The 17,241-nt window shown below is 62.0% G+C and carries 12 protein-coding genes, 1 tRNA gene and 2 pseudogenes; 3 read left to right on the plus strand and 12 right to left on the minus strand.

The window, feature by feature from the left end; all coding sequences use genetic code 11:
- Window positions 1-372 precede the first annotated feature (372 nt).
- The 6 genes and pseudogenes from ACAX43_RS00005 to ACAX43_RS00030 form a co-directional block, all read right to left on the minus strand.
- Window positions 373-460: transfer RNA gene (locus ACAX43_RS00005), tRNA-Ile, on the minus strand.
- 145 nt (window positions 461-605) lie between these two features.
- On the minus strand, window positions 606-2,996 hold the full coding sequence (gene rpoD / locus ACAX43_RS00010; protein ID WP_370706380.1) for an RNA polymerase sigma factor RpoD: 2,391 nt from the start codon (window positions 2,994-2,996) through the stop codon (window positions 606-608).
- Between the two features lie 93 nt (window positions 2,997-3,089).
- On the minus strand, window positions 3,090-4,958 hold the full coding sequence (gene dnaG, locus ACAX43_RS00015; RefSeq protein WP_370706381.1) for a DNA primase: 1,869 nt from the start codon (window positions 4,956-4,958) through the stop codon (window positions 3,090-3,092).
- A gap of 76 nt (window positions 4,959-5,034) precedes the next feature.
- Window positions 5,035-5,481 carry a GatB/YqeY domain-containing protein gene (locus tag ACAX43_RS00020; protein ID WP_370706382.1) on the minus strand — a complete coding sequence of 149 codons (447 nt, stop codon included), beginning with the start codon at window positions 5,479-5,481 and terminating at the stop codon, window positions 5,035-5,037.
- Window positions 5,482-5,717: 236 nt separating this feature from the next.
- Window positions 5,718-5,897: pseudogene (gene rpsU / locus ACAX43_RS00025) on the minus strand (30S ribosomal protein S21); the annotation flags it as partial.
- Window positions 5,898-6,008: 111 nt separating this feature from the next.
- Window positions 6,009-7,226, minus strand: a complete 1,218-nt coding sequence (locus ACAX43_RS00030) for an NAD(P)/FAD-dependent oxidoreductase (RefSeq protein WP_370706383.1) — start codon at window positions 7,224-7,226, stop codon at window positions 6,009-6,011.
- A gap of 112 nt (window positions 7,227-7,338) precedes the next feature.
- Here ACAX43_RS00030 and tsaD point away from each other — a divergent pair, with 112 nt between their 5' ends.
- Window positions 7,339-8,367 carry a tRNA (adenosine(37)-N6)-threonylcarbamoyltransferase complex transferase subunit TsaD gene (gene tsaD / locus ACAX43_RS00035; RefSeq protein ID WP_370706384.1) on the plus strand — a complete coding sequence of 343 codons (1,029 nt, stop codon included), beginning with the start codon at window positions 7,339-7,341 and terminating at the stop codon, window positions 8,365-8,367.
- A gap of 75 nt (window positions 8,368-8,442) precedes the next feature.
- Here tsaD and folE2 read toward each other — a convergent pair whose 3' ends face one another.
- The 4 genes from folE2 to ACAX43_RS00055 all read right to left on the minus strand — a co-directional run bounded on the left by folE2 (window position 8,443) and on the right by ACAX43_RS00055 (window position 12,718).
- A complete protein-coding gene (gene folE2, locus ACAX43_RS00040; protein WP_370706385.1) occupies window positions 8,443-9,249 on the minus strand; it encodes a GTP cyclohydrolase FolE2 in 807 nt (268 codons plus the stop codon).
- A 289-nt stretch (window positions 9,250-9,538) separates the two neighbouring features.
- Window positions 9,539-11,446, minus strand: a complete 1,908-nt coding sequence (gene dxs, locus ACAX43_RS00045) for a 1-deoxy-D-xylulose-5-phosphate synthase (RefSeq protein WP_370706386.1) — start codon at window positions 11,444-11,446, stop codon at window positions 9,539-9,541.
- Window positions 11,447-11,531: 85 nt separating this feature from the next.
- Entirely contained in the window at window positions 11,532-12,413 is an 882-nt protein-coding gene (locus ACAX43_RS00050; protein ID WP_370706387.1) for a polyprenyl synthetase family protein, read from the minus strand.
- Entirely contained in the window at window positions 12,410-12,718 is a 309-nt protein-coding gene (locus tag ACAX43_RS00055) for an exodeoxyribonuclease VII small subunit (RefSeq protein WP_370706388.1), read from the minus strand. Before ACAX43_RS00055 ends, ACAX43_RS00050 begins: the two co-directional genes overlap by 4 nt.
- 287 nt (window positions 12,719-13,005) lie before the next feature.
- Between ACAX43_RS00055 and ACAX43_RS00060 the strand changes: the two genes are divergently transcribed.
- Complete coding sequence (locus tag ACAX43_RS00060) at window positions 13,006-14,112, plus strand: aromatic ring-hydroxylating dioxygenase subunit alpha (protein ID WP_370706389.1); 1,107 nt, start codon at window positions 13,006-13,008, stop codon at window positions 14,110-14,112.
- Between the two features lie 180 nt (window positions 14,113-14,292).
- A complete protein-coding gene (locus ACAX43_RS00065) occupies window positions 14,293-15,162 on the plus strand; it encodes a sulfurtransferase (RefSeq protein ID WP_370706390.1) in 870 nt (289 codons plus the stop codon).
- Window positions 15,163-15,253: 91 nt separating this feature from the next.
- On the opposite strand, the pseudogene ACAX43_RS00070 reads toward ACAX43_RS00065, so the two are convergent.
- Window positions 15,254-15,764: pseudogene (locus ACAX43_RS00070) on the minus strand (dienelactone hydrolase family protein).
- A gap of 99 nt (window positions 15,765-15,863) precedes the next feature.
- Entirely contained in the window at window positions 15,864-17,213 is a 1,350-nt protein-coding gene (locus tag ACAX43_RS00075; protein WP_370706391.1) for an NAD(P)/FAD-dependent oxidoreductase, read from the minus strand.
- Between the last annotated feature and the right edge of the window lie 28 nt (window positions 17,214-17,241).

A 17,241-nucleotide genomic window follows, 5' to 3' on the forward strand; every position in this document is an offset into this window, starting at 1 on the left:
AAGATCACTCGCTCAGAAGCTCTGCTTTCTTCGCGTCCGTCATCAAACGGGAGGCGAATTATGCGATGCGACCCGCACCCTCGTCAACCCCCTCATGCAATTAATTTCAAAAAGTTGAGAAGCCTCTTTTTCGCCGCGTCGAGTCTTGCAGTAGTCCTGATGATTCAGCAATTGAGCGTCGCGAGTTGCACGCGAAGAAGGGTGGCCGAAAAGATGGGTAACACCGGCAATATCCAACAGGCGAAAGCAACCCGGCCACAGCTCAATCGCCGTGAGCGAAAGCTATGCCTGAAACCCGTGTGTGGAGAAGCGCAGACCGACGCGCGAAAGGAATTGCGGAAAAACTCAGGGAGCTAGAAATAGCTAAAACCTTGGTGGGCCGGGTCGGAGTCGAACCGACGGTGTCCTTTCGGAGGCGGATTATGAGTCCGCTGCCTGCAACCAGCACGGCGTCCGGCCCTAACAAAAAGACCCGGTCTGAAGGCCGGGCCTATTCGCTGATGGGTGCACATACTACACGAAAACGGGAATCCGTGACCGCTTCGCTTCGCCTCAGCAAAACGACCAGGAAACCCTATCCGCAACAACTGCCGGATGCCCTTCGATCAATTCCCTTCAAGGAACGACTTCAGCTTGTCCGAACGGCTCGGGTGACGCAGCTTGCGTAGCGCCTTCGCCTCGATCTGACGAATCCGTTCACGCGTCACGTCGAACTGCTTACCGACTTCTTCGAGCGTGTGATCGGTACTCATCTCGATACCGAAGCGCATGCGCAGCACCTTAGCCTCGCGCGGCGTCAGTGAGTCGAGCACGTCCTTCACGACATCGCGCATGCTGGCGTGCAACGCGGCGTCAGCTGGCGCAACCGTGTTCGTATCTTCGATGAAGTCGCCCAGATGCGAATCGTCGTCGTCACCGATCGGCGTTTCCATCGAGATCGGCTCCTTCGCGATCTTCATGATCTTACGGATCTTGTCTTCCGGCATTTCCATCTTTTCAGCCAGGGTTGCCGGATCCGGCTCGAGACCGGTTTCCTGCAGGATCTGACGCGAGATGCGGTTCATCTTGTTGATCGTTTCGATCATGTGAACCGGAATCCGGATCGTACGCGCCTGGTCCGCGATGGAACGCGTAATGGCTTGACGGATCCACCACGTGGCGTAGGTGGAGAACTTGTAGCCGCGACGGTATTCGAACTTGTCCACCGCCTTCATCAGGCCGATGTTGCCTTCCTGAATCAGGTCGAGGAACTGCAGACCGCGGTTCGTGTACTTCTTCGCAATCGAGATCACGAGACGCAAGTTCGCCTCGGTCATTTCACGCTTCGCCTGACGCGCCTTCAATTCGCCAGCCGCCATCTGACGGTTGGTTTCCTTCAGGTCCTTCAGCGGCAATACGACGCGCGCTTGCAGGTCGAGCAAACGTTGCTGCTGTTCGCGGATCGCCGGAATGTTCCGTGTGAGGATCCCGCTATACGCGGGACCTTCGCCCACGATCTTGTCGGCCCATTCGAGATCCGTTTCGCTGCCCGGAAAACGCGCGATGAATTCGGCACGCGGCATGCCGCACTTGTCGACCACCGTATGCAGAATCTGACGCTCGACCTGACGCACTTCGTCCACTTGCGCGCGCAGCGTGTCGCACAGACGCTCTACGGTACGCGCGGTGAAGCGGATCGTCATCAGCTCGTTCTGGATCGTTTCCTGCGCTTTCAGATAGGACTTGGACTTGTAGCCTTCCTTCTCGAACGCACGACGCATCTTGTCGAACCATTCGCTGATGAGGGCAAACTTCTCAAGCGACGCACGCTTGAGCGCTTCCATCTGCGCCGCGTTGGCCGTGGCTTGCGCCGTACCGTCGTCTTCTTCCTCGTCTTCTTCGGCTTCTTCCTCGGCTTCCGCGTCTTCGCTCTCGATCGCTTCCGCTTCCTGCGCCGAGAAGCCGTCCGCGTCTTCCGCGTTGGCGTCGATCAGGCCGTCGACCAATTCGTCGATACGGATTTCCTCGTTCGCGACGCGCTCAGCCATTGCCAGAATGTCGGCGATCGTGGTCGGGCACGCGGAGATGGCCATCACCATGTGCTTGAGGCCGTCTTCGATCCGCTTGGCAATTTCGATTTCGCCTTCACGCGTGAGCAGCTCGACCGTCCCCATTTCGCGCATGTACATGCGGACCGGGTCGGTGGTGCGGCCGAATTCGGAGTCGACGGTAGAGAGCGCAACTTCCGCTTCCTCTTCCACTTCGTCGTCCGAAGAAGCGGCGGGCGCGTTGTCGTTCAGAAGCAGCGTTTCAGCGTCCGGCGCCTGCTCGTACACAGCCACGCCCATGTCGTTGAACGTGCTGATGATGCCTTCGATTGCCTCGGTTTCGGTGAAGTTGTCCGGGAGGTGATCGTTGATTTCCGCGTACGTGAGGAAGCCGCGCTCCTTGCCGAGCTTGATCAGCGCGCGCAATTTGGAGCGGCGCTCCTCGAGTTCCTCGACGGTGCCCGGCTGCGACGACGCGAACGCGTCTTTCAGCAGTGCTTTTTCCTTTGCACGACGGTCGCGAGCCTTGACCTTTTCCACCTTGCCTGGAACGGCCGCAGGAGTTTCTTCGCTCTGGGTTGCCTCGTCATCGACGGGTACTTCGTTCAGCTTTTTCGTCATGGAGTTCGCCGTACCGGCTGTAGTCTCGACTCGCGGCTGTTGGACAACAGCCGGTTGAACCGTGGATACTGGAGTCTCGCGCTCTACCGCATCGTCCTGCGCGGCAGGCGCTTCCCTTGCGCTTCTGACACCCGGCCGTTTTGTGGCCGGTGGTGGTACAGCTTTCGCCGCCCTGACCGGCTCCGCTCGCGCAGCGGAAGTGGTCGAGGATTTCTTCCCGGCTGCAGGTGTGACGCTTGCGGCAGACGTTTTTGTGGGGGAAGAAGCTAACTTGGCCTCAGTGACCTTTCTGGTCGGCTCGTTCGAACCTGTGCCCGTTGCTTTTTTTCCGCCTGGTGTCTTTGCCATCGCAATCGCCTTTTCGCCTTTGCTAGGAAAACCATTGAAAAAACAAACCGCTGGAAACCTTTTATTATAGCACCTAGGCTTCCGCCATCCCGCCTACAGCCCGAGCTGGCGCTTCATGTCAGCCCGCTTCTGATTCAGGCCTGTCAGCTCCGCAAACTCCTCCGGCGTGTGCCGGGATTGCCGCGAAAGCTGCTCGAGACGATCGCAGTAAGCGTCGTATCGCATCTTCAGGATCGCCGCTTTCAATTCCTCTCCGACGATCCGCTCCTGCTCGCGCCGCTCCTCGATAACGGTCGCATCTTCCGGATCCTTCAGCAGCAAATCCCGGACGTTTTCATCATAGTCCAGAATTTTGCGAAAGATTTCCTCGAAAGTTGGGGCGTTTGCGCCGTTTCGCAATAGATCGGACAGCAACTGAAATTCCGCCGAATCGCCCAGTGCGCGCGCATGCGTCGTCACTTCTTCGAACAGTTCGCCGTGACGGGTAACGGTCAGAAGCGCCTGTTCTGCCTCCTCGTCGAGCACCGCCACCGTCCGCGGATACATCACCAGATTGCGCAGCGTTTTTTCTTCGATCCCGGTCACACTGCGCCGGTCTTTGCGGGCCGGCGCTGAACGGGCTGCCGCCGCGATGCGCGCGTCGACTTCGCACAAAGCGGCCACTTCATCGAACGGCACGTCGAGCCGGTCGGCGAACATGTGCATGATCTGCGCACGCAGCGCGTTGGCCGGCAGTTGCTGCAACAGAGGCTTCGCGTCGAACAGCGCGCGGGCCCGGCCTTCCGGCTGATCCAGCTCCTTGCCGGCCAGCACCTCGTTCAGCATGAATTGCGACAGCGGCATGGCGCGCTCGACCTGCCCGGCGAACGCCTCGCTGCCGAATTCGCGCACGTAGCTGTCCGGATCGTGCTCGGACGGCAGAAACAGGAACCGAATGGTCCGGTTGTCCGCCGCGTGGGGCAGGCAGGCATCCAGCGCGCGGCGTGCGGCGCGGCGGCCGGCGGAATCACCGTCGAAGCTGAAGATGACCGTGTCGGTCTGGCGCATCAGTTTCTGCACATGAATCGGCGTGCAGGCCGTGCCGAGCGTGGCAACCGCGTTCTGGAACCCCAATTGCGCCAGCGCGACCACGTCCATATAGCCTTCGACCACCAGCACATAATGCTGTTCGCGGATTGCCAGACGCGCCTCGAATAGGCCATATAGCTCGCTGCCCTTGTTAAATAAGGGCGTTTCGGGCGAATTCAAATATTTAGGTTCGCCGCCGTCCAACACACGGCCGCCGAAGCCGATTACCTGCCCCTTCACATTGCGTATCGGGAACATGATCCGCTCGCGAAAGCGGTCGTATCGGCGGTTCTGCCCCTGCACATCAGACTTTTCGCTGACGATGACAAGACCCGCTTCGACCAGCGAATCGTCCCGATAGTTGGGGAATGCGGGCTCAAGGTTCTGCCAGCCGTCCGGAGCGTAGCCAAGGCCGAAGCGGGCGGCGACCTCGCCGGTCAGGCCTCGTTTCTTCAGATACTGAATCGCGACCGGTGCGCTGCGCAGCTGCTTGCGATAGAAATCGCAAGCAGCCTGCATGACATCGGACAGGGCGGTGGTAACCGCCTTGGATGCCGCCGGCGAATACCCGCCGGAACCACCACCGCCATATCCCGGCGAAGGCTCATTCGGCACCGTCAAGCCGACCGACTGCGCCAGTTCGTTAACCGCCTCTGGAAACGTGGAGCCGACGTGTTCCATCAGAAAGCCGATGGCCGTACCATGCGCGCCGCAGCCGAAACAGTGATAGAACTGTTTAGTCGGACTAACCGTAAACGAAGGGCTTTTCTCGTTGTGAAACGGGCACAGTCCCATGAAGTTCGCGCCGCCCTTTTTCAACTGCACATACCGGCCGACCACGTCGACGATATCGACGCGGTTGAGCAGGTCCTGCAGGAATGACGGTGGAATCACAGTGAATGGCGCTACCTGAAAGGCTCAAGGCTGCGCCCCGTCGAGCGACGGCGCGCGCAGACCGGAAATAGGGGAATTACTTCGCGAGCGCGGCTTTGACTTGCGCCGAGACGGCGGTCATGTCGGCACGGCCGGCCAGCTTCGGCTTGAGGACGCCCATCACTTTGCCCATGTCTTGCGGGCCGGCGGCACCCGTTTGCGCGACCGCGGCCTGGACTTCGGCAACGATCTCGGCCTCGGACATCTGCTCCGGCATATAGGCGGACAAGATGGCCAGTTCAGCCTTTTCCTTGTCTGCCAGATCCGTGCGGCCAGCGGCTTCGAACTGGCTGATCGAGTCTTTGCGTTGCTTGATCATCTTGTCGATGACGGTGGTGATCGCGGTGTCGTCGAGCGTGACGCGCTCGTCGACTTCGCGTTGCTTGATCGCGGCCAGCAGCAGGCGGATGGTGCCGAGACGCTCGGTCTCGCGCGCCCGCATGGCAGCTTTCATATCGTCGTTGATCTGGTCCTTGAGACTCATCACTCACCTGAATGCGTTGAAATTGAAAAACCGGCCGGCTCATTGCACCAGCACGCCGCGTACAACACGAATACCCGCTTGGGACTGCTTCCTCAAGCGGGTTGGCGCAATTTTGCGTAGTGAATGCGACCCTGCCGGCTGGCCCGAAGGGCCGTGTTTTCCGTGATGGCACTTGCTGTGCCGTCACCCGTTGAATGTCGCCGCTCCGTTTGACAGGAACCGCGGCAACGCCAGAATCAGTAGAACTTCTTTGGCAGCATCTGGCCACGCAGACGCTTGAAATGACGCTTAACCGCCGCCTTCTTGCGCTCGGCCGTAGGCTTTTCGTAAAACTCGCGGGCGCGAAGTTCCGTCAGCAACCCGTTTTTCTCAATCGTGCGCTTGAAACGGCGCAAGGCACCTTCAAACGGCTCGTTGCCTGCTCGCTGTCTCGCTGTCTTTTACGCGGATGATCGTCATTTTTCAATAACGAAACTTTGTAAAGGTTCAGGAGTATAGCAGAGCTTTCTCACAAAGCCACTCCGCCGTCAAGCCCCCAGAGCATACTCCGCGGCCGCCTGGCCGGCTGCCACGCCCGAGGCCCACGCCCATTGAAAATTGTAGCCGCCGAGCCAGCCAGTCACGTCAACCGCTTCGCCGATGAAGTACAGCCCCGGCGCGCGGGCGCTCATCATCGTCGACGACGACAGGTCGCGCGTGTCGACGCCGCCGCGCGTCACTTCGGCCTTGCGATAGCCTTCCGTGCCGTTCGGGGTGAGCGTCCAACGCGACAAAGCCTCACCGACGCGGCGCAAGGTCTTGTCTGGCAGATCGGCCACGCGCGCCTCGGCGGGAATCTGGTGGGTTTCCAACCAGACATGGGCGAGCCGTTGCGGCACCCATTCCGACAGCAGGTTGGCGATCTGGCGCCTGGTGGCGGTTTTCGCTTCGAGCAATGCGGTCGTGGCGTCCTGCTCGGGCAGCAGGTTGATTTGAACCGGCTCGCCTGGCTGCCAGTAGCTCGATATCTGGAGAACCCCCGGGCCCGACAGGCCGCGGTGCGTGAGCAACAGGTCTTCATTGAACTCGGCGCCGGTCTTTTTGTTGCCGGTCGCCAGTTGCACTTCGAGCGATACGCCGGATAGGGCCGAAAACGGCTCCCAGTCGGCTGCGGCGAACGTCAGCGGAACCAGCGCGGGACGGGTGTCGATCAGCTTGTGGCCGAATTGCCTGGCGAGCCGGTAAGCGAAATCCGTGGCGCCGATCTTGGGGATCGACAGGCCGCCGGTCGCGACCACGAGCGCACGCGCCGTGATCGGACCCGACTGGGTGTCCAGCGTGAATCGTCGGTCCGCATCCTGACGAACTTGCTCGACCGACAGCGGCGTGCGCCACGCGACGCGGCCCGCGTCGCATTCGTTCTTCAGCACATTGATGACCGCGTCGCTCGACTGATCGCAGAACAGCTGTCCTTTGTGCTTCTCATGCCACGTCACGTGATGACGCTTGAGCAGCGCCATGAAATCGCGCGGCGTATAGCGCGCCAGCGCCGAGCGGCAAAAATGGGGATTGGCCGACAGATAATTGGCCGGGCCGGCATACAGATTCGTGAAGTTACAACGACCGCCGCCAGAGATGCGGATTTTCTCCGCGAGACGCTGCGAGTGGTCGATCAGCACCACGCGACGACCGAGTTGCCCGGCCACGGCCGCGCACATCATGCCGGCCGCACCCGCGCCGATTACTGCGATATCGAAGGATTCCATGGGGCCGCATTGTACCTGCGCGCCTGCGGCCCCCCTGCCCGCACTGCTATACTTTCAAGCTTGCCTTTTCACTTTTTGGACGTGCCCACGCGTCCGATCAAGCTCATCCATCATGCTCGTTCTCGGCATCGAAAGCTCCTGCGACGAAACCGGTCTCGCGCTCTACGACACAGAGCGGGGGCTGCTCGCGCACGCGCTGCATTCGCAAATTGCGATGCACAGGGAGTACGGCGGCGTGGTGCCTGAACTGGCGTCGCGCGACCATATCCGCCGGGCGTTGCCGCTGCTCGAAGAGGTGATGGAGCGAGCCGGCACGGTGCGCAGCGACATTGACGCGATCGCTTACACGCAAGGCCCGGGGCTCGCGGGCGCGCTGCTGGTCGGCGCAAGCGTCGCGAATTCGCTGGCAATGGCATGGGACAAGCCGACCATCGGCATCCACCATCTCGAAGGGCATTTGCTTTCGCCGCTGCTGGTGGATGAGCCGCCGCCGTTTCCGTTCGTTGCCCTGCTGGTGTCGGGCGGCCATACACAACTGATGCGCGTGACGGATGTAGGCGTCTACGAAACGCTCGGCGAAACGCTGGACGACGCCGCCGGCGAGGCCTTCGACAAAACCGCCAAACTGCTCGGCCTAGGTTATCCGGGCGGCCCGGAAGTCTCGCGGATGGCTGAATTCGGCACGCCCGGCGCAGTGGTCCTGCCGCGGCCCATGCTGCATTCCGGCGACCTCGATTTCAGCTTCAGCGGACTGAAGACCGCTGTTCTCACCCATGCCAGAAAGCTCGGCGGCGCGAACATCTGTGAGCAGGCGAAGGCCGATCTGGCGCGCGGCTTCGTAGACGCGGCCGTGGAGGTGTTGGTGGCGAAATCGTTGGGCGCGCTCAAGCGGACCAAGCTCAATCGGCTGGTGGTGGCAGGCGGTGTGGGCGCGAACCGGCAACTGCGCGAGGCGCTCTCCGCTGCAGCGAAGAAACGCAATTTCTTCGTGCACTACCCGGATTTGTCGCTGTGTACGGACAACGGCGCGATGATCGCGCTGGCCGGCGCTTTGAGGCTGCAGCGCTGGCCCGATCAATCGGCCAAAGACTACGCATTCACGGTGAAGCCGCGCTGGGATCTGACTTCCCTCGCCCGCTGAACTTCGCGACGCGATGACGCAAAAAAGCCGCTTTGAAAGCGGCTTTTCATTTGCAGCAGGCAAGCGAAAGCGCGCTCAACCCACCCGCTTATCCCGCTCGATCACGGCATACGCGCTGTGATTGTGAATCGATTCGAAGTTCTCGGCTTCGAGCACATACGCGACGATGCGCTCGTCGGCATTCAGACGCTGCGCGACATCGCGCACCAGGTCTTCAACGAACTTCGGATTTTCGTAGGCACGCTCGGTGACGAACTTCTCGTCCGGGCGCTTGAGCAAGCCCCACAGTTCGCACGACGCTTCTTCTTCAGCGATACGAACCAGCTCTTCCACCGCCACATCGCCCGCGAGCTCGGCGTTGATCGTGACGTGCGAGCGCTGATTGTGCGCACCGTACTGAGAAATCTTCTTCGAGCACGGGCACAGGCTCGTGACCGGCACCAGCACCTTCAGGAAGAGACGCGTCGTACCATTGCGGGTCTCGCCCGTCAACGTCACTTCGTAGTCGAGCAGGCTTTGCACACCCGACACCGGCGCGGTCTTGTTCACGAAGTACGGGAACGACACCTCAATGCGGCCGGCCTCGGCTTCGAGCTTTTCGAGCATTGCGGCGAGCATCGTTCGGAACGTGGCCGCCTCGAGCGGCGCCTTGTTCTCTTCAAGCAGCGCGACGAAGCGCGACATGTGCGTGCCCTTCTGATCGGCCGGCAGGTGCACGTCGAGATTCCACGTGCCGACAGTCGGCTGCACCTCGCCGTCTTGCGTGCGCACCATCAACGGATGGCGCACGGCCTTGACGCCGACACGTTGAATCGGGATCTGACGCGTATCGGGCGTGCTCTGCACGTCGGGCATCACAAAGGCGGGATTCATCTGGTTCATATTCTTGTCCTTTCAAGAAACCGCCGGGCCGCCCCAAGTTTTCCGCTCCGCAGGAAGTCCGCCCCGAAAGAAGTCCCCTTGGGGGATTGGCGGATTGCCCCAGCGGGGGCTGTCGCGAAGCGACAGGTTTGAGGGTTCTCGGCGACCGTGCGGATCAGGCTGCGCAACGGCAAACGCCGGCCCCTGCCGGCGCTGGATGATGGACCCGAAGGTCCATCGATTCAAGTTGGAGATTGCTATGTCCGCCGTAGCCGCGGCGTGGCGCGCGGCAGAGCGGTTAGCGACGCAACTAGGCGACGCGCTTCACCGAGGATTGACCGGCGACCGCACCGCTGGAAAGAAAGCGTTCGCGAATCGACCTGGCAATGCCCGCGCCGTCCAGACCACACGCGGAGAGCAGCTTGGCCGGATCCCCATGATCAATGAAGCGATCCGGGAGGCCCAATTGTAGTACGGGTCGCATAACCCCTCTCTCAAGCAGGGCTTCGACGCAAGCCGAGCCCGCGCCGCCCATCACGCAACCTTCTTCAACCGTGACTACGGCGTCATGCGTTTCAGCCAGTTGACGGACCAGCTCGGCGTCCAGCGGCTTCACAAAGCGCATGTTCGCGACCGTGGCGTCCAGTTGCTCGGCCGCGGCCAGCGACGGCGCGACCATCGTGCCGAACGCCAGAATCGCAATACGCTTGCCGGCCGGTTGCGACGTTTCGCGACGGATCTCGCCCTTGCCGAGCGGCAGCGCAGTCATCTGCTTGACGGTTGCCACGCCCGTCCCGGCGCCGCGCGGGTAGCGCACCGCCGTCGGATTCGGCTGCTGCAATGCGGTGTACAGCATCTGGCGGCATTCGTTTTCGTCCGATGCAGCCATCACCGTCATGTTGGGGATGCAGCGCAGGAACGCCAGATCGTACGCGCCCGCATGCGTTGCGCCGTCCGCGCCGACCAGACCCGCGCGGTCGATCGCGAACACTACAGGCAGGTTTTGCAGCGCGACGTCATGAATCAGCTGATCGTAAGCACGTTGCAGGAAGGTCGAGTAGATCGCGACCACCGGCTTCATGCCGTCCGCAGCCAGACCGCCGGCGAACGTCACCGCGTGCTGTTCGGCGATGCCGACGTCGAAGTAGCGATCCGGAAAGCGCTTCTCGAACTCGACCATGCCCGAGCCTTCACGCATTGCCGGTGTAATGCCGATCACGCGCGCGTCCAGTTCGGCCGCGTCGCACAGCCATTCGCCGAACACCTGCGTGTAGGTCTTCTTCGACGGCGCCGTGGACGGCTTGATGCCTTCAGCCGGATTGAACTTGCCTGGGCCGTGATACAGCACCGGATCGGCCTCGGCCAGCTTGTAGCCCTGGCCCTTCTTCGTGACGACGTGCAGGAATTGCGGACCGCGCAGTTCCTTGATGTTCTGCAGCGTCGGGATCAGCGAATCGAGGTCGTGTCCGTCGATCGGGCCGATGTAGTTGAAGCCGAACTCTTCGAACAGCGTAGCCGGCACGATCATGCCCTTCGCGTGCTCTTCGAGCTTGCGGGCCAGATCCAGCATAGGCGGCGCGACGCGCAGCACGCGTTCGACGCCCGCACGGGCCGCGGCGTAGAAGCGGCCCGACATCAGGCGCGCCAGATGGCGATTCAGCGCGCCGACCGGCGGCGAAATCGACATGTCGTTATCGTTCAGGATGACCAGCAGCGGCACGTCGTCTTCGACACCGGCGTTGTTCATCGCCTCGAAAGCCATGCCGGCCGTCATCGCGCCGTCGCCGATCACGGCAATGCCCATGCGATTGTCGCCCTGCAGCTTGCTCGCGACCGCCATGCCGAGCGCGGCCGAGATCGAGGTGCTGGAGTGCGCGGTGCCGAAGGTGTCGTATTCCGACTCGTCGCGGCGCGGGAAGCCCGAGATTCCGCCGAGCTGACGCAGCGTGTGCATCTGGTCGCGCCGGCCCGTCAGGATTTTATGCGGATAGGTTTGATGGCCGACATCCCAGACGATCCGGTCACGCGGCGTGTCGAACACATAGTGCAGAGCAATGGTCAACTCGACCGTGCCGAGGTTGGACGAGAGATGGCCGCCCGTCTGCGATACGCTGTCGAGCACAAAGGCACGCAACTCGTCGGCAAGCGGTTGCAATTGGCGGCGATCGAGGCGGCGCAAGGCTGCCGGGTCGTCGATGGTTTTCAGCAAGTCGTACATCGTCGTTCCATTGTAGGAAAACTTACGCGCCCGCACTTCATACATGCACCTCCTGGCAAAGGTGCGCGGCGGCGGGCTTTCGCGTTCAGCTAACCCGGTTCACCACCAGGTCCGCCAATTCGGAAAGACGCTGCGCGCGCGCGCCAAACGGCGCAATCGCAGCGTGGGCGTCGCCGCGCAGTTGCGCTGCGAGCGCACGCGACGCATCTAGCCCAATAATCGACACGTAGGTCGGCTTGCCGTCCTTCGCGTCTTTACCTGCCGTCTTGCCAAGCGTCGCGGAATCGGTCGTGACGTCGAGAATATCGTCGACGACCTGAAACGCGAGGCCGACAGCGGCCGCATACGCGTCGAGCGAACGCATCGCGTCCGCACTCGGCGTTTCGCCCGCCAGCGCGCCCATGCGTACCGCAGCACGCAGCAAGGCGCCGGTTTTCATCCGGTGCATGGTTTCCAGTTGCGCGCGCGTCAGCGTGTGGCCGACGCTCGCCAGGTCGATCGCCTGGCCGCCGCACATGCCGATCGAGCCGCTCGCCAAGGCCAGTTCACGCACGAGCGATGCCTGCTGCGCCGATGCCAGAGCGTCCGACGTCAACGCGACGAATGCTTGCGATTGCAACGCGTCGCCGACCAGCAGCGCCGTGGCTTCGTCATATTTGATGTGTACGGTGGGTTTACCGCGACGCAGTGCGTCGTCGTCCATGCAAGGCATGTCGTCATGCACGAGCGAGTACACGTGGATCATTTCCAGCGCCGCCGCTGCCGCATCGAGGCATTCGGCGCGCGCGCCGGTCAGCTCGCCGGCCGCGTGGCATAGCAGCGGGCGAATCCGCTTGCCGCCGCCCAATACCGCATAGCGCATGGCTTCATGCAGTTTGGCGGGTTCGGTCGCCTCGCTGGGCAGGTAATGTTCCAATGCCGCTTCGACGCGCTCGAGTACCGAGCGGGTCCATTGTTCGAATGTCATAGGTCGTCCCCGCTTTCCGTAGCGGCTGTGCCTGCGCTATTCATTGGCAACGGCTTGAGCGTCTCGCCATCGAGCACGCGCACCTGCTGCTCGACCTTCTCGAGCTGCTGCTGGCAAAACGCCACCAGAGCCGCGCCGCGCCGGTAGGCGGTGAGCGACTCCTCGAGACTCAGGCTGCCGCCTTCCATGCGCGCGACCAGCCCTTCCAGCTCGGCCTGGGCAGCCTCATAGTTCTCCGGCAACGGCGTGGTATCGACGCCTTCCGCAGGCGCGGCAGCAGTATCTTTCGATGCGGTCTTCGCCATGAATAGTCGCAAAATTAAAACAAGTCGAACATTCTACGGCAAAAGAGACATTTCCGATCCGCTCGCCGCCCGGAGCGGCGCCGCAGCCATCCGCTCCGCTCTAGCAGTCTCGCAGAAAAAAATCGATCGGTCTGCGGCGAAAACAGCGAACTTTCCTGACATTTTTGACCCAAATCAGGCACTTAAGCGCCCCACGAAAGGGGAAACGGGTATAATCGCGGGCTCCCTAAATCGAATCTTCGATGGTTGGGTTGTTCACTGCTTTCACGTCTTCATCGGGAGTGGGAATGTCCAATCTGAGCAATGCATTGCAGTTGCGGTCTGTTCACAGCCAGCTGCCAGTCACGGCTTACTTTGACGAAGCGCTTCTAACGCGCGAAATCGACACCCTTTTCAAGAAAGGTCCTCGCTACATCGGCCACGATCTCATGGTGCCCGAAGCGGGGAATTATTTTGCTTTGCCGAGCGAGAGCGAAGGGCGTGTGCTCGTCCGTAACCAGCAGTCGCAAGTCGAGTTGCTGTCGAACGTGTGCCGCCACCGGCAAGCCATCATGCTCAACGGCCGCGGCCAGACGGAGAATATCGTCTGCCCCCTGCATCGCTGGACCTACGACCTGAACGGCCAGCTTCTCGGCGCACCTCATTTTGCGGATAACCCCTGCCTGAATCTCGGCGCCACGTCGCTGCAGAACTGGCAAGGCTTGCTGTTTGAAGCGCAAGGGCGCGACGTCGCCCGGGATCTGGCGCGGCTCGGCACGAAGCAACACTTCGATTTTTCGGGCTTCATGTTCGATCATGTCGAGGTGCACGAGTGCAACTACAACTGGAAGACCTTCATCGAGGTCTATCTCGAGGATTACCACGTCGCGCCGTTCCATCCTGGCCTCGGCGGGTTCGTCAATTGCGACGACCTGACGTGGGAGTTCGGCGACTGGTACAGCGTGCAGACCGTCGGCGTCCACAAAGATCTGGAGCAGCCGGGCAGCCCGACCTACCGTAAGTGGCACGACGAAGTGCTGCGCTTCCGCGGCGGCAATCCGCCCGAGTTCGGCGCGATCTGGATGGTGTACTACCCCGGCATCATGATCGAGTGGTATCCGCACGTGCTGGTCGTGTCGTGGCTGATTCCGCGCGGTCCGCAGAAAACCACCAACGTGGTGGAGTTTTATTACCCTGAGGAAATCGCGCTGTTCGAACGCGAGTTCGTTGAAGCCGAGCGCGCCGCCTATATGGAAACGGCCCGCGAAGACGATGAAATCGCCGAGCGCATGGACGCAGGCCGACGCGCGCTAATGGAACGCGGCGAATCGCAGGTCGGCCCGTATCAGAGCCCAATGGAAGACGGCATGCAGCACTTCCACGAGTTTTTGCGGCGCGAACTCGGCGCGATCTGATCCGCGCGCTCCGCACTTGATCCACGTTAGATCCGATTCTTGCGCGAGCTGCACCCAAGCATGGAAAGACGGGCTTCGACCCGTCTTTTTTTTGTTTAGACTAACAACATAGCTCGGCCGTCCGCGCGCCGCACCAAGCCGCCGGCCCGCAGTCGCAATCGTCCGTACCGAGGAGACGTCATGCCCCACACTCACTACACCACACTCATTTCCGCGACGAACCTCGCGGAACGGCTGACCGCCGCGCCGGGCAGCGTGTTCGTCATCGATTGCCGTTTCGATCTGGCCGACACCGATGCGGGTGAGAAGGCCTATCTGGCCGGGCACCTGCCGGGCGCACATTACCTGCACCTCGATCGCGATCTGTCAGGTCCGAAGAACGGTACGAACGGCCGCCATCCCTTGCCGGATCGCGCGCGGCTGGTGGAAACGCTGGAGTCTCGTGGACTCAAGCAGGGTCAGCAAGTGGTCGCCTATGACGCGCAGGGCGGCATGTACGCCGCTCGTGCATGGTGGCTGCTGCGCTGGCTCGGCCACGACGCCGTTGCGCTGCTGGACGGTGGACTGCAAGCCTGGCAGGCCGCCGGTCAGCCGCTGATCCAGGACACGCCGGCGCAGAATACCGGCGACTTCAAAGCGGGCGCGCCGCTTTCGGTCACGGTCGATGCCCAGACCGTCGAACGCAATCTCGGTACGAAGGAACGCGTCGTGGTCGATGCACGCGCGAACGATCGCTACCGCGGCGAAAACGAAACGCTGGATCGCGTCGGCGGCCATATCCCCGGCGCGCTCAATCGCTTCTTCAAGGACAACTTCACCGCGGACGGCCGCTTCAAGCCGGCCCATACGCTGCGCGAGGAATTCCACGGGCTGCTGGCCGATACGCCGCCGGAACATGTCGTGCTGCAATGCGGCTCGGGCGTGACGGCATGCGTGAACGTGCTCGCGATGGAGATCGCCGGGATGCATGGCGCGGCCCTGTATCCGGGATCGTGGAGCGAATGGACATCTGATCCGAAGCGGCCGGTTGCAACGGGTCCGAATCCTTAAGCGATAGGTCAAGCGGTACGATTAGCGAAAAGGCCATGGCCGCTCGAAAGCGGTCACGGCCTTTTTTATTCTTCCAGCCAGGCGCATGCCCTCAAGCCACGCCATGCCGCTTGAACCACATCAGCACGCGGCGCCAGCCATCCTCGGCATCGGCCTTTTTGTAGCTCGGCCGATAGTCCGCGAAAAACGCATGGCCCGCGTCGTCATACACGACGAATTGCGAACCGCGTCCTGTCTGCGGACCTTGGGCGATGGCCTGCTTCATCTGCTCGAGCGACCCGGACGAACAGATCCGGCGCGATCGCCAGATAACCCAGCTTGGCAAAGCGCCGGCAGACGTCGGCAATATGCTCGTGCACGCCGAACGTCTCATGGATAACGATGATTACCGGCAGGTGCGTCTTACCCTTGGGCTGCGCACGATACCCCGGCACCAGCATGTCGCCCGAACGCACGCCGGTCTCGCCGGCTTCGAGACCGTCGCTATCGGTATGAATGGTTTGCGCCGACACCGGCAGAACGGCTGCGGCGAAACCTGTGCCGAGCGCAGCCTTGATGAAGATTCGTCGATTGAACGGAACGTGCGGGACCAGGCTGTCGATGTCAGGTTTTCAGCATGCGGCGCTCCTCGGGTGAAGGTCGGTGGCAACAGGATACGCTTCACAGGCATCCTGTTGCACATGCAACCTTCTCACGCGCCTTCAGTGCAGCTTGACCCGCGGCAGCGTGGTGCGCCGCAACCAATGCGCGAAGGTATCGAGCACCATCCGCGCGTAGCCGTGCAGCGCGGCGATATGTAGCCGGTACAGCGACATGTACATGAAGCGCGCGAACAACCCTTCGATCAGCATATTGCCGCCGATCACGCCGCCCATCAGATTGCCGACCGCGCTGAAGTGCCCGAGCGACACCAGCGAGCCGAAGTCGCGGTAGGTAAACTCCGGCAGCGGCTTGTTCTCGAGCCGCGCTGCGAGCGCCTTCATCAGGAAGCTCGCTTGCTGATGAGCCGCTTGCGCACGCGGCGGCACGTTGCGCTCGTTGCCCGGCCACGGACACGCCGCGCAGTCGCCGAGCGCGAAGATTTCGTCGTCGACTTCGGTTTGCAGCGTGCGGCGCACGATGAGTTGCCCCAGCCGATTGACCGGCAGGCCGTCGAGCTGGCTCAGGATGGCGGGCGCCTTGATGCCCGCCGCCCACACGGTCAGATCGGCACGCACGGTTTTACCGCTCGCGGTGCGGATCATGCCGGGCGCGACCTCCGCCACCGTCTCGCCGATCAACAGCCTCACGCCGAGCTTGGTGAGCAGCTCGGCGGTGGCCGTCGACACACGTTCCTGCAAGGCGGGCAAAATGCGCGGCCCCGCCTCGATCAGCACAATGCCGACGTCATGCCGCGGATCGAGCTTATGCAAGCCGTAAGCGGACAACACCTGCGCCGTATTGCGCAACTCAGCCGAGAGTTCGACGCCCGTCGCGCCGCCGCCGACGATCGCTACCTGGATGCGCGGCTCGGAGGAAGGCGACGTACCCGATCCCGATTCGACGGGCTCATGCACCTGATGCTCGGCGCGCATGCACGCCGCGATCAACCGTTTGCGAAAACGCTCAGCCTGGCTGACGGTATCGAGCGCCAGCGAGAACTCAGGCGCGCCCTTCACCCCGAAGAACGCCGTGGTGCTGCCGATCGCGATGATCAGCGTGTCGTATTCGAGCTCGCGCGCGGGCAGCAGCTCGGCGCCATCTTCGTCGAGCACGGTGCCGAGCGTCAGACGTTTGCTCGCACGGTCCAGACCGGTCAGCTCGCCTTGCTGAAACTCGAAGCCGTGCCAACGCGCCTGCGCCGCATATTCGAGTTCCTGCGTGAACGGGTCCATGCTGCCTGCCGCCACTTCATGCAGCAGCGGCTTCCAGATATGGGTTGGATTTCGGTCGACGAGCGTCACTTGCGTGCGCACACCGCCTTTGTTCTTCTTGGGCGCATAGCGGTCGCCTAAGCGTGTCGCCAGCTCCAGCCCTCCCGCGCCCCCGCCAACGACGATAAAACGATGCATTGAACTCTCCGTGTTTGCCGATGGGTTA

The sequence above is a fragment of the Paraburkholderia sp. IW21 genome, from assembly GCF_041321145.1.
GTDB lineage: Bacteria > Pseudomonadota > Gammaproteobacteria > Burkholderiales > Burkholderiaceae > Paraburkholderia.